Origin of the sequence: Corynebacterium argentoratense (assembly GCF_021491455.1) — a bacterium.
Classification (GTDB): Bacteria; Actinomycetota; Actinomycetes; order Mycobacteriales; family Mycobacteriaceae; genus Corynebacterium; species Corynebacterium argentoratense_A.
Window position 1 is genome coordinate 313509 of record NZ_JAKETN010000002.1, and the last position, 12847, is coordinate 326355.

The following is a 12847-nucleotide window of genomic DNA, read 5'->3' on the forward strand; positions in this document are numbered from 1 at the left end:
CCTTTAGTTGCTCTTGTAGTTTGCCTGCGAGTAGGTCAGGTAACCGCCGGCTAGGTTGGAGGCGGTGATGCCGTGGCCGCGCAGCAGTGACGCTGCGATGTGGCCTCGCATGCCGACCTGGCAGAAGACGACAAGGTTGTCGACGTCGCGCAGCTTGTCGATGTTGTTGCGTAGATCATCGACTTCGAGGTTGATGGCACCGGGGATGCTGCCGCGCTCGAATTCCTGCGGGGTGCGCACGTCGACGAGGGTTGCGCCCTCGAGCTCGTGCCATTGAACGAGGTTTTCGCCTTGGATGGCGTTGTCGTCGACGAATCCGAGCATGTTTATCGGGTCTTTGGCGCTGCCGAATTGGGGAGCATATGCGAGCTCGAGGTCGGCGAGGTCGGCTGCATGCAAGCCACCGCGCATGGCAGTTGCGATGACGTCGATGCGCTTGTCTCCGCCGGCTTGGCCAACAGCTTGGGCTCCAAGGATTTCGTCACTATCTGCGTCGACGACCAGTTTGAGGTGTAGTTGTTGTGCGCCGGGGTAGTAGCCGGCGTGGTCGAGCGGGTGCACATGGATACAGCGCACGTTGCGGCCAGCTGCGCGGGCGCGTCGCTCGTTCCAGCCCACAGAGCCTGCGCTGATGCCGCAGACACCGACGATGGCGGTTCCGAGCGTTTTTTGGCTGGTGACGTCGCGGGACGTGATGTTGTCAGCGACCAGGCGGCCGTGCCGGTTGGCGGTTTGTGCTAGTGGGATGAGGGTGGCTTCGCCGCTGATGGCGTCGATCTTGGTGGTTGCGTCACCGACTGCGTAGATGTGTGGGTCGCTAGTTTTTTGGTATTCGTCGACGACGATACCGCGGTTGACTTCGAGACCTGCGTCTTCTGCTAGTTGAGTGTTGGGGATGACGCCGATGGAAGCGACGACGAGTTCTGCGGGCAGCTCTTGTGCATCATCGGAGTCGAGGGGTCTGTAGGTGACGCTGTTATCGCCTACGGCTGTTACTTCGGCGTTGGTGAGTACGCGGATGCCGGTGCTTTCCAGATGTGCGCGCACAATGTTGGCCATTTCAACATCGAGCGGGGTGAGGATTTGCGGTGCGCGTTCGATGACTGTGGTGTCGATGCCGCGGGCATGGAGGTTTTCGGCTAGCTCGAGGCCGATGAATCCTCCGCCGATGATCGCTGCGCTCTTCGGGGTTGGGCCGTCGTTGACAGCTGCGTAAATGGTGTCGACGTCCTCAACAGTGCGCAACGTTAGGGCACGTTCGATTCCAGGGATTGGGGGAATGAAGGGGCGGGCACCGGGGGAGAGGACGAGGTAGTCGTAGCTGAGGGTGTCGGTGCCGTGAGGCCCTTCGACGGTGACTGTTTGTGCTTCTGGGTCGATGCTTGTGACCGTGTGATTGACACGTACATCAAGGTTGAGCCGCGCTTTGAGGGACTCTGGCGTTTGGAGCAGCAGTGCTTCTCGCGCGGCGATGGTCCCGCCCACGTAGTACGGCAGGCCGCAGTTTGCGAAGCTTACGTAGCCGCTGGCTTCGAACACGATGATGTTCATGTTCTCGTCGCGTCGGCGTAAGCGGGCTGCGGTGGACATGCCGCCGGCGACGCCACCGACGATGATGGTCGAGGCGTTTGCCTTGGGGGTTGTTGTTTCTTGCGCTGTTGTTGGGTTGTGGGGGTTCATCGCGTGCTCAACCTTGTCTCGTGCGTGGGTTAGAGGATCTTTCGGCTAGTTCTTGTCGAAGATCTTGGACAAAAATCCACCGGCGTTGTTTTCGCGTGGGCAGGTGCACCATTGGCCGGCGGGAACCTGGGCTTTGACCTGGTCAATGTGTTGGCCGCAGCCGGCCCAGGTGGTTTTTCCGCACTTGGAGCAGGGGACAGGACGACACATGGGAAACTCCTTCGTGTTGTGGCCGGGCCGGTGGTGGCCCGATCCGTGGATTTGGTGATGTGTGAACATCAACGATGCTCAGTATACCCCCGGGGGTATAGATGGGGAGTTTTCATTAAGGTGTCAATAAGGATTAAGGCTGTGCTAAGGTTGTTGCATGCATCGCGACAACAGCCAGCGCACCGGACATGTGCACGGCCACCACCATGCCGACGACCATCCCCACGGCCACCACCATGCCGACGACCATCCCCACGGCCACCACCATGCCGACGACCATCCCCACGGGCATCACCATGATCACGCCCATGATCACGTTCATGGGCACACCCACGCGCCCGATAGTGTCAAGGCGCTCGTCGGCGTCATCATTCTGACGACCACCATCTTCGCCGCTGAAGTTATCGGCGGTTTCTTATCGGGGTCCCTGTCGCTGTTGGCAGACGCAGCCCACATGCTGTCGGATTCTGCGGGGCTCATCATGGCCCTGGTTGCGGCGATCATTGGCCGCCGGGAGGCCAACAACAAAGCCACTTTCGGTTATAAGCGCGTCGAGGTGTTGACCGCAGCGATCAATGCTGCGGTGGTCGGAGCGATCGGCCTATGGATTGTTGTGGAAGCGGTGATGAAGCTCTTCCGGCGGGTCGAGGGCCAACCCATCGATACCGGGTTGATGCTGGTTGTTGCGGTGATCGGCCTGGTTGCAAATGGTGCTTCCGCATTGATCCTGGCCAGGGGTTCGCACGATAGCCTGAATATGCGCGGGGCGTACCTGCACGTGTTGTCGGATTTGGCGGGCTCGGTAGCGGTGATCATCGCGGGCTTAATCATCCGCTACACCGGGTTTCATTACGCCGACGCTATCGCCTCCATCATTATTGCGATCATTATTTTGCCGCGCACCAAAAAGCTTCTTGATGATGCCGTGGGGGTCCTTCTCGAACACGCACCTGCGGGGATCGACGTGGATGAAGTGCAGCGCAGTGTGCTCGGAATCGATGGTGTGATTGGCGTGCACGATCTGCACGTGTGGTCCTTGGACGGGACGAAGGCTTTGGTTAGTTGCCATCTTGTCGTCAACGCGGATGCCGGCGGTAGCCCCGAGTGCTTGCTGAAAAACCACGTCAATCAGTGCGCGGTGCTTGACGAAGCGGAGAGACGTCTGGGGGAACTAGGTATTTCACACACCACCATCCAGATCGAGGGGGCGCAGCATGTGGGACATGAAGACGACGCTAATGACTGCGGGGCGACCGCAGCCAGCACGCCGAAGCACTAGTGCTACACCGTCGCTGCAGGTGAGTGGCCTACCGGAGTAGTGTCGGAGCCATGGGTTTTTCTACTCCGAGTTATGACCTCATCGACCTTTTTGCCCGCATTGATCGGGGTGATTTGCAGCTTCCAGATTTCCAGCGGGAGTACACCTGGGATATTGATCGGATGCGTGCGCTGGTGGTGACCGTGCTGCGTGGTTATCCCATGGGGTCGATTATGGCTCTGGATACTCGCAATACGCCGATGCGTTTCCGTCCGCGTCCTCTGGCCGATGCACCCGACCATGGGGTCAATCCAGGCCTACTGTTGCTCGATGGCCAGCAGCGTTTGACCACTTTGTATCACTGCCTCCGAGGGGACGGTTTTGTTGATGCGCGGGATTTTAGGAACAAAAAAATCAGGCGTGCTTTTTATGTGGACATCGCCAAGGCCGTCAGCCAGAATGTGATGCCGGATGAAGCCGTTATTTCAGTGGATGGACGCGGCGTCATTCGTAGTCATTTTTCTACCGTGCAACCGATCGATCTTGATGATCCTGCCAGCGCCCTGTCCCACGGGGTGATTCCTGTTGCCGCATTGCTCAGCGACGAGGGCACCGACATGTTGTTCGACCTCGCTGAGCAAAAGCCCGACATGAAGGAAGCGATCAAGAGCTTCCACAATCAGGTCGCCAAGCCACTGATTCGCTATCAGGTGCCCATGATCAGGCTCGATCGTGAAACCGCCCAGGGTGGCGTCGGTTCTATTTTCGCCGCAGCTAACAGCGTGGGGCTCCCGATGGGCATTTTCGATCTGCTTACTGCAGTGTTCTCAACCCAAGACCCGGAGTTCAAGCTGGTCGACGATTGGGAGCGTACCTCGGCGCAGTTGCGCACCCACCCTAACCTCGACGGGATCAAGCGCACTGAATGGCTCCAGGCCGTTGCCCTGTATGTGACTGCCCGCGCCGGGCATCCTAGTGGCCAGCGGGAAGACATTTTGAACCTCACCCTGAAGGACTACCTGGCTGCGGCGGAACCTCTGCGCGAGGGCTTCAACAAGGCTGCGGACTATTTGGCGGAGCGTTGCATGCTGGCCCGCCATGATGTGCCCTATACTTTCCAGATCGTGCCGTTGGCTGTCATCTTGACGCTGCTTGATCGAAAGCTCGCAGCCGAGGGCGAAGCAGCGATGACTCAACCCCAGCTCGATCGGCTCAACCGGTGGTTCTGGTGTGGTGTGTTCGGTGAGCTTTATGGTTCCAGTGCGGTGATCCATCGGGCCGCCATCGACATCGCTGAGGTACCCGCGTGGGTGCTGGATGCGCCCGCACCGGGTGAAAAGGGCAGTAAAGACAGTAATGACGTCGCGGGGCGACCTGGCGTTCAGGTTCCCTCCAGCGTGCAGGGTGCAACCTTCAACGAATCACGATTGCTGTCGGGCACCGACAAGTCGGCCGTGTACAAGGGCGTGTATGCACTGATCCAGGGGCGTGGTGCTAAGGATTGGCGCAGCACGCTACCCTTCAAGGACAACCAGGAAGAACTTGACCCGCATTTTGCACCGATGTTCCCGCTGGCGTGGTGTGCGGAAGTGGGCATCGAGCCTGCGCTGGCCACCTCGGTGATCAACAGGACACCGATGTCACCAAAAACACAAGTGTTGATCGATGGAACCCTGCCCACCCGATACCTGCCACGGGTGCAGTCGAAATCACTACTTGATGACGCAGAGTTTGACGCTGTGCTCACCTCCCATTTGATTGATCCAGAGCTGCTTTACCATGGTCAGGCCATGGAATTCTTAGCCGATCGACGCGACCGGCTAATCGGCATGGTCGAATACGCGATGGGTTCTACTGCGGTACGCGACGTCAACGAATCCGATCTCAGGGGCGGCGAGGAAGGGCCCAACGCCTTTATCTGATCCCCCCCACCCATTAACCCCGGCACCAGCTTTGGCTAGCCTGCCAGCTAAACTTTATGCCGGTATCGCGCTTGCGATGCAAACAACAAAAGACGCTTTCAGGAGCATGAAGCTAGTGAGCCAACCGGTAGTACTTATTGCAGACAAGCTCGCCCAGTCCACAGTGGACGCCTTGGGCGATAAAGTAGAGGTCCGTTGGGTAGACGGCCCCAACCGACCCGAACTTCTGGCCGCTGTGGCGGACGCCGACGCACTGTTGGTACGAAGCGCCACCACCGTTGACCGGGAAGTCCTCGAAGCCGCACCCAACCTGAAGATCGTCGGCCGCGCGGGCGTCGGCCTCGACAACGTTGACATCCCCGCCGCAACCGAACGCGGCGTCATGGTGTGCAACGCACCTACCTCCAACATCCACTCCGCATGTGAACACGCAATCTCCTTGCTGCTGTCCACGGCCCGTCAGATCCCCGCAGCAGACAAAACTCTGCGCGAGGGCGAGTGGAAGCGTTCCTCCTTCAACGGAGTCGAAATTTTCGGCAAGACTGTCGGCATCGTCGGCTTCGGCCACATCGGCCAGCTGTTCGCCCAGCGTCTTGCTGCATTTGAAACCACCATCATCGCCTACGACCCCTACGCCAACCCCACCCGTGCAGCCCAGCTAGGCGTGGAATTGGTTGAGCTTGAAGAGCTCATGGGTCGTTCGGACTTTGTGACCATTCACCTGCCGAAGACCAAAGAAACCGCAGGCATGTTTGACAGGGACCTCCTGGCGAAGGCCAAGAAGGGTCAGATCATCGTCAACGCAGCACGCGGCGGCCTGGTTGACGAGCAAGCTTTGGCAGACGCTATCACCTCCGGCCACATCCGTGGTGCGGGCTTTGACGTCTACGCAAGCGAGCCCTGCACTGACTCCCCGTTGTTCGCGCTGCCGCAGGTTGTTGTCACCCCGCACCTCGGCGCTTCCACTGTGGAGGCCCAGGACCGTGCAGGTACCGATGTTGCGGATTCTGTGCTGAAGGCTCTGGCTGGCGAATTCGTCGCAGACGCAGTCAACGTTGAAGGTGGCCGCGTGGCTGAAGAGGTCGCACTGTGGCTCGACCTTGCGCGCAAGCTCGGCCTGGTTGCTGCTGAGTTGCTGGATTCTGCCTGCGACACCATTGAGGTTGAAGCTCGTGGTGAGCTCTCCCACGAGCAGGTTGACGCCCTGGGCTTGTCCGCTATGCGCGGTGTGTTCAGTGGCATTGTTGACGAGCCCGTCACCTTCGTTAATGCTCCCCGCATTGCGGAAGAGCGCGGCGTGACCCTCAAGGTCAGCACTGCGCCCGAGTCCGCTACCCACCGTAGCGTTCTGGAAGTTAAGGCCATTTCTGCTAGCGGCCAGGTTGTCTCCGTCATTGGTGCACTGACCGGGCTGGAGCGTATCGAGAAGATCGTTCGTATCAACGGCCGTGGTTTGGACATGCGCGCAGAGGGGCGCAACCTCTTCCTGCACTACAGAGATGTTCCCGGCATGCTCGGTAAGGTTGGCACCATGCTTGGTGCTTCCGACATCAACATCAACGCGGCTGCACTGTCCCAGGACTCTGATGGCGAAAAGGCCACCTTGATCTTGCGTGTAGACAAGGAAGTTCCGGAGGCTTTGCTCGAGGACATCCGCGCCGATCTTGCTGCCGTTGCCTTCCAGCTTGATCTGGACTAGTCCTAGCCCTTAGCTAGAAATCCCGCCGCCCACCCTTGTGTGGGCGGCGGGATTTGTGCTTTGTGCTGTGTTTTTAAGTGATTAGTAGACTGCTCGGTCCGTTTAAACTAGACAAAGTAGTCTCTAGGCGGCTAGGGTGGTTAATGCTTCGCCAAACGGCGTCGTTTTACACACATCCTCCGGCCCCGCAAGCCATGGGGCTCGAGTATCGAGTACAAGGAGCACTCACACTATGTCCCTCACCCCGAATCACATCCAAGGGCAGCCCCTCGCGCCGATCGACGCGCAGCGTCTGAGCGAACTAGCGCAAAAAAATATTGACAACCCGGAGGGTGGCCGCAAGACCATCCGCACCCACACCGAGGCCGACGGCCAGTTCCGCAACTACACCCAGATTCGCAACCTCAAGCCGGTACTCGTATCGGAGCCCCCAGCACTACTTGGTGACGATAGTGCCCCCAACCCCACCGAGGTCGCCCAGTCGGCCTTGGCCGCGTGCATCTCCGTAGGTATTCAGGCAATCGCAACCCATCGCGGCGTCACCCTGACCAACATCTCCATTGATATTGAAGGCGATATCGACATCTCTCCGACCTGGGGCGTGGGCGACCTGGGTGAGCACAAGCGTCCGGGTGTATCCGACGTGAGGGTGAAGGTGACGCTCGAGGGGGATGCTGATCGCGAGACGCTGCAAAAGATCCACGATGATGCGATCGCCTGGTCGCCCGTGGTGAATACATACACCCGTCCCGCCACTCTGACCTCCGAACTGGTATAAGCCATGGCACAGCTGAGTACTAAGGTCGCGCGGCGCCTGGACGGCAGTAAACCGACTCTTTTAGACACGGTGGGTGACCGTGCTGCGGCCGTTGATAAAGGAGAGCTCTCGGCGTACTACATTTTCGAGGAGCTCGCCGCCCGGCACGGCTTTGCGTCCAGCAGTCTGGCTGCCCGCGCTCAACTGCTGTTTGATCTTGCAACCAGGGATCTCTCCGTCGCTTTTTCAACCTGGGCTCAGCTGATGACGCTCGAATACTTGCGGCATGGAAATGCCAGCGCTTACATACAACAGCGCATCTCCGAGTTGGAATCTGGTCGTCCCGGTGTCACAGGAATGGCAGCCGCGTTTAAGTACGCCAGTGGCTGCGGCGACATACCGCTCATTGCAGAGCCGCAGCCTGACGGTGCATGGCGAGTCAAGGGGCGTTTGGCCTGGGCGTCAAACCTCTATCCAAACGCGGTGATTATCACGGCGGCGGCTGTCCGAACCGGTATAGAGCACGAGTGGGAGGGCTGCGAGCATGCTCGACAGGGCGAGCGTCCGCAGGTGTTGATCTTTGCTGTTGACGCCAATGCACAAGGCGTCACTATTGGCGATGAACTGTCGCTACTTGGATTGAACTCCACGGCAAGTTCCTGGGTCGATATCGACATTAGGGTTAGACAGGAACAGGTTCTGAGCTTCGATTTCTGCGATTTTGTCGCCGCCGTCCGTCCCACTTTTTTGCTGTTGCAGGTGGCCGAGTGCCTGGGAGTTGCGCAGGCTGCACTCGACGGCGCTGCGCCGCGTTTTGTAGGCGTCAACCAATCCCTAGGGTGTGAATACCGCACCGTTGTTGAATCCTTAACGCGTGCGCGGCGTCATCATTCCGAATTGATCTCCGAGGTCGAGTTGGGTGCTTCTGTAAGTAAGGTGGACTTGCTGACGCTGCGTTTAGAGGCCGCAGAGCTGGCTGCCCAGGCTAGCCGCTTGGAAACTCGAGTGGCTGGCGGTGCGGGGTATGCGCGGTTTAGCCCGGCATCGCGCCGGATGCGGGAGGCTGCGTTCCTGCCCGTGCAGTCGCCTTCTGAGGCGCAACTGCGTTGGGAGTTGGCTCGTGCAGAGGCGGCCGAGGTGTCAGAGTTGTTTTCGCAACTGCTGTTGTCTAGCGGTGATCACTCTAGGGGGAGCAGGTAGTGTTGATTGCCATGGATACGGTCACGGGTCAGCAACTGCGAGCTTCGGTGGGTAGTTTCCCCTCTGGTGTCACTGTGGTTACCGGCGTTGATTCTTCGGGTAGGGACCATGGGCTGACTGTCAGTGCTTTTTGTTCGCTGTCTCTGGATCCTGCGATGGTGCTGGTGAGTATTGATAGTCGCTCGCAGACCTTAGCTAAGCTCGAGCCTGGTCAGGTTGTGGGGGTGAGTGTGTTGTCCGAGGATCAGCTTCAGATCGCGACTCAGTTCGCTCGCCATGTGCCCGATCGTTTTGCTGGTGTCGAGGTGGAGCGTCGCGGTGATGTGGCGTTTATTGCTGGTGCTGCGGCGTGGTTCCTGGGCACCGTTGATAGCTGGCTGCCTGGGGGAGACCACACGATTGTCACTATCCGGGTTAACGATTGTGGACATGATGACGCCGTGTTTCCTCTGCGTTACATGCGCGGAAAGCTCAAGACGTGGGGTGGGGGAGTCGGCGATCGCCCCTAGGGCGGGGGTGTTGGCCGGTGACGCTGCTACTATAGCTGCATTGGTTCCATGGAGTGGGAAAGGTATTCCGCAAAATGAAAATTGCAGTTATTGGTGGGGACGGTATCGGTCCCGAGGTCACGGCGGAGGCGTTGAAGGTCCTGCGCGCGGTTCGCGATGACATCACCACGACGGACTTCGACCTTGGCGCTCGCCGTTACTTGCGCAATGGTGAATTGCTTACGGATGCAGACCTCCAGCTGCTTCGTGAACACGACGCGATTCTGCTCGGCGCCATTGGGGCGCCCGGCGCGGTACCTCCCGGGGTGCTGGAACGTGGATTGCTGCTTAAGATGCGCTTTGCCCTCGATCACCATGTCAACCTTCGCCCCTCTAAGTTGTATCCCACGGCTACCAGCCCTCTAGCGAACCCGGGAGAGATCGACTTCGTTGTTGTTCGTGAAGGAACCGAGGGTCTGTACTGCGGCAACGGCGGTACCCTGCGTGAAGGCACGCCCCACGAGGTCGCTTCGGAGGTCAGCCAAAATACCCGCTTTGGTGTTGAACGGGTTGTCCGCGACGCCTTCGAGCGCGCGCAGGCCCGCCGCAAGCACCTTACGCTGGTCCACAAGACCAACGTGCTGGTCAACGCGGGGTCGCTGTGGCAGCGTACCGTCGACGAGGTCTCCCAAGACTTCCCTGAGGTCACCGTGGACTACAACCACATCGACGCGGCTACGATTTACATGGTGACCGACCCAGCCCGTTACGACGTCATTGTCACTGACAACCTTTTTGGTGACATTCTTACTGACCTCGCGGGTGCCGTTACCGGTGGCATCGGCCTTGCTGCCAGCGGAAACATTGATGCCACAGGTGCCAACCCTTCAATGTTCGAACCCGTCCACGGTTCCGCGCCAGATATCGCCGGCCAGGGTATCGCAGACCCCACTGCCGCCATCCTGTCTGCCGCTATGATGCTTCGACACCTGGGTGATGAAGACAACGCCCAGCGCATTGAAGCTGCCGTCGCTGATGACGTCGCGCAACGCGATGGCAGCACGGTTCGCACCGTCGAAGTCGGAGATCGCATCGCTGGCGCGCTGCGTGCTTAAGCGCGTGCAATCCGATGGTGCTTGGTGAGCCTTATGTTGCATGCACACCACGGCATGAAGTGATTAGCATTGTTATGTACATGCACTAGTTGCATTACACACATTAGGCAGGAGGATGCTTACAGCATGAAGGGCGTCAAGGTTTCCGAGGTTGACATCGCGTTCACAGGCCACAGGTTGGAAGGCGCACCCTCAGCAAGATTTTTCGTATCCTTTTTGATCGACACTGCACCAGCGTTGTCTCGCAAAGAGCTCAACGAGGCGCCTTTGGGCCTGGGGGCAAGCACCCACATGGTGGTGACACCACGCAGAAAAGGCGAGCCCCTCCCTGAGGATTCCTCCCTTGGGCGTTCAGCAGCTCACACCACCACGGTTAAGAGCTTTTGGGTGCAGCCTCTCGCTAGCGACAGTCGCAACTGGTTAAGCGAAATTAGCGAGTGGGCTTCGCGTCAGCACTTCAACGAGGGCCGTGTTGTGCGTTACGCCGTCTATGTGGGTTCCGCTCCGGAGGACGCGGATGCCCGAGTCGACGGCACGATCGAGGCACAAGAGCTTTTGCTGCTCCATAAGAGCGCCTGCTAAAAACCCCACGCAAACGCCCTCGTGGCCATTACAATCGCCATGTGTGAGCGTCGAACTAGAAGAAGTACGCGGCTTCCTCGCCGGAATCGAGCCTTTTGCGCACTTGCCCGAGCATGAGCTTGATACGCTGCCGGCGCAGATGACGATGCGCTACGCCAGGCGAGGCGACGTCGTTGTCAAACAAGGCGAAGACAACTCCACTCTCTACATCATTCGCAGCGGCGCCATTGATATTGCTGGTGATGAGGGAATCCTGCTTGACCGGCGCGACGCTGGGCGAACCTTCGGGTATTCGACGCTTCCTATCGGCGCTCATCCTGCAGCGCCCTCACGCTACGACATGATTGCTGTGGAAGACACCCTTTTGTTGTGCCTGCCGGCTTCTGCAGTGACAGAACTCGCTGAACGCAACCCAGACCTCGCCCGCTACTACTCTGGGCAGTCCGCGCGCATTAAAGCAGCCGCTGAAGACTTGCGCCACCATTCTTCGAGTGAGATCCTGCGCACCAGGGTCGGTGAGTTTATGACTCCCACCCCAGCCCACGTCGACACAGATGCCACGATTCAACAAGCAGCCCAGACCATGGAGCAATACAAAGTCTCCTTCCTGCTTGTGATGGATGGTGGCACGCTGGTAGGCATCGTGACCGACCGTGACATGCGCGGCCGCGTTGTCGCTTGCGCCCTCGACGTCAACACCGGCGTAGACACCATCATGACGCCGCGTCCCCTCACCGCAGCACCTGACACTCTAGCGTTTGAAGCGATGCTGCTCATGGCCGAACACCGCATCCATCACTTACCAATCATCGATGCACAAGGCGGAGTTTGTGGCATCGTCGCCACCGCAGACATCATGCGTTTGCTTCAAGACGACCCCATCTACCTCACTGCGGACCTCAGCCAGCGCAGTACGCCTGAAGAGCTGCGCGAAACCTACCAATCCGCTGGAAAGGTCGCGGCGCGCTTTATCGAACGTGGGGCCAGTGCCGAAGAAGTCACTGGTCTACTCACCGTCGCCGCGGACGCGCTCGCTGGGCGGCTGATCACGCTCGCCGAAGAACAACTGGGCCAGCCGCCGGTGCCCTACGCCTTCGTTGTTTTAGGAAGCCAAGGGCGCCGTGGAATGGGGATCGCGTCGGACCAAGACAACGCCATCATCCTCAGTGACGACTACGACCCAACCAACCCCCAGCACGTTGACTACTTTGCGGAATTGAGTCAACGCGTGTGCACCGGGCTCGACGCCGCCGGCCAAGTACTGTGCCCCGGGGACATGATGGCTAGTAATCCCGAATGGCGCAAAACCACCAGCCAATGGGAGCGCACTTTCCACCAGTGGATCACAGCGCCCGAACCCGACGCGCTGCTTAACGCGCAAGCGTTTTTCGACATGCGCGCCATCCACGGCGATCGCGAATTGGCCGAGCGCGTGCACAGTTATGCTGTTGCCACTGCCAAAAACGCGCGCCGTTTCCACGCTCATCTCGCAGCGCTGGCCGCTCGACGCGAGCCGCCCCTGGGCTTTTTCCGCGGGCTCGTCGTTGAACGCGGGGGTGACTACGCCAACACCCTCGACGTGAAAAAGGGCGGCATCGCGGGCATCGTACAGATGGCTCGATTGTTCGCACTGGCAAGCGGTAGTGAAGAAGTTGGCACGCGCCAGCGCCTAGCCGCAGCCGCCGGAGATTCGGTATCAGCGCGCGGAGCATCAGATCTGACTGACGCCTTCGACTTCCTCAACTCCATCGTGCTGCGCCACCAAGCAACACACATCCGCGCTGGCCAAATGCCGGATTATCATATAGATCCACAGCAGTTGGGCCGTCTCGATCGCGAGCATCTGCGGGATGCTTTCCGCATCATCAAATCCATGCAAGACGCGCTAGCAACCAAGTTCCCTGTGAGGAACATCTGATGGCTGGCTGGCTAAAAC

The 12847-nt window shown here is 59.2% G+C and carries 11 protein-coding genes; 9 read left to right on the top strand and 2 right to left on the bottom strand.

The window, feature by feature from the left end; translation table 11 throughout:
- Positions 1-3: 3 nt before the first annotated feature.
- The gene (locus tag L1C91_RS03920) at positions 4-1680 is read right to left on the bottom strand and encodes an FAD-dependent oxidoreductase (RefSeq protein ID WP_234858110.1); all 1677 of its coding nucleotides are present in this window, start codon (positions 1678-1680) and stop codon (positions 4-6) included.
- A gap of 45 nt (positions 1681-1725) precedes the next feature.
- Positions 1726-1890: a hypothetical protein gene (locus tag L1C91_RS03925; RefSeq protein WP_234858111.1), complete on the bottom strand. Its 165-nt coding sequence runs from the start codon at positions 1888-1890 to the stop codon at positions 1726-1728.
- A 157-nt stretch (positions 1891-2047) separates the two neighbouring features.
- On the opposite strand from L1C91_RS03925, the gene L1C91_RS03930 reads away from it, so the two are divergent.
- From L1C91_RS03930 to L1C91_RS03970, 9 genes are all read left to right on the top strand, one after another.
- On the top strand, positions 2048-3169 hold the full coding sequence (locus L1C91_RS03930) for a cation diffusion facilitator family transporter (protein WP_234858112.1): 1122 nt from the start codon (positions 2048-2050) through the stop codon (positions 3167-3169).
- A gap of 50 nt (positions 3170-3219) precedes the next feature.
- The gene (locus tag L1C91_RS03935; protein ID WP_234858113.1) at positions 3220-5070 is read left to right on the top strand and encodes a GmrSD restriction endonuclease domain-containing protein; all 1851 of its coding nucleotides are present in this window, start codon (positions 3220-3222) and stop codon (positions 5068-5070) included.
- A gap of 106 nt (positions 5071-5176) precedes the next feature.
- Positions 5177-6769: a phosphoglycerate dehydrogenase gene (serA, locus tag L1C91_RS03940; protein ID WP_234858114.1), complete on the top strand. Its 1593-nt coding sequence runs from the start codon at positions 5177-5179 to the stop codon at positions 6767-6769.
- 232 nt (positions 6770-7001) lie between these two features.
- Positions 7002-7547: an OsmC family protein gene (locus L1C91_RS03945; RefSeq protein ID WP_234858115.1), complete on the top strand. Its 546-nt coding sequence runs from the start codon at positions 7002-7004 to the stop codon at positions 7545-7547.
- Between the two features lie 3 nt (positions 7548-7550).
- On the top strand, positions 7551-8726 hold the full coding sequence (locus tag L1C91_RS03950) for an acyl-CoA dehydrogenase family protein (protein WP_234858116.1): 1176 nt from the start codon (positions 7551-7553) through the stop codon (positions 8724-8726).
- An 11-nt stretch (positions 8727-8737) separates the two neighbouring features.
- Entirely contained in the window at positions 8738-9235 is a 498-nt protein-coding gene (locus L1C91_RS03955; protein WP_234858117.1) for a flavin reductase family protein, read from the top strand.
- Positions 9236-9309: 74 nt separating this feature from the next.
- Positions 9310-10329 (top strand): 3-isopropylmalate dehydrogenase, encoded by a 1020-nt coding sequence (locus L1C91_RS03960; protein ID WP_234858118.1) that lies wholly within the window; start codon positions 9310-9312, stop codon positions 10327-10329.
- Between the two features lie 126 nt (positions 10330-10455).
- Entirely contained in the window at positions 10456-10911 is a 456-nt protein-coding gene (locus L1C91_RS03965) for a hypothetical protein (protein ID WP_234858119.1), read from the top strand.
- Positions 10912-10954: 43 nt separating this feature from the next.
- Positions 10955-12829 carry a DUF294 nucleotidyltransferase-like domain-containing protein gene (locus L1C91_RS03970; RefSeq protein ID WP_234858120.1) on the top strand — a complete coding sequence of 625 codons (1875 nt, stop codon included), beginning with the start codon at positions 10955-10957 and terminating at the stop codon, positions 12827-12829.
- The last annotated feature ends 18 nt before the right edge of the window (positions 12830-12847 follow it).

Excerpts from the sequence above, each read along its gene's own strand:
- L1C91_RS03950 (WP_234858116.1), top strand. The coding sequence starts at position 7,551 with ATGGCACAGCTGAGTACTAAGGTCGCGCGGCGCCTGGACGGCAGTAAA.
- L1C91_RS03925 (WP_234858111.1), bottom strand. The coding sequence starts at position 1,890 with ATGTGTCGTCCTGTCCCCTGCTCCAAGTGCGGAAAAACCACCTGGGCC.
- serA (WP_234858114.1), top strand. The coding sequence starts at position 5,177 with ATGAAGCTAGTGAGCCAACCGGTAGTACTTATTGCAGACAAGCTCGCC.
- L1C91_RS03955 (WP_234858117.1), top strand. The coding sequence starts at position 8,738 with ATGGATACGGTCACGGGTCAGCAACTGCGAGCTTCGGTGGGTAGTTTC.
- L1C91_RS03930 (WP_234858112.1), top strand. The coding sequence starts at position 2,048 with ATGCATCGCGACAACAGCCAGCGCACCGGACATGTGCACGGCCACCAC.
- L1C91_RS03920 (WP_234858110.1), bottom strand. The coding sequence starts at position 1,680 with ATGAACCCCCACAACCCAACAACAGCGCAAGAAACAACAACCCCCAAG.
- L1C91_RS03960 (WP_234858118.1), top strand. The coding sequence starts at position 9,310 with ATGAAAATTGCAGTTATTGGTGGGGACGGTATCGGTCCCGAGGTCACG.
- L1C91_RS03965 (WP_234858119.1), top strand. The coding sequence starts at position 10,456 with ATGAAGGGCGTCAAGGTTTCCGAGGTTGACATCGCGTTCACAGGCCAC.
- L1C91_RS03945 (WP_234858115.1), top strand. The coding sequence starts at position 7,002 with ATGTCCCTCACCCCGAATCACATCCAAGGGCAGCCCCTCGCGCCGATC.
- L1C91_RS03935 (WP_234858113.1), top strand. The coding sequence starts at position 3,220 with ATGGGTTTTTCTACTCCGAGTTATGACCTCATCGACCTTTTTGCCCGC.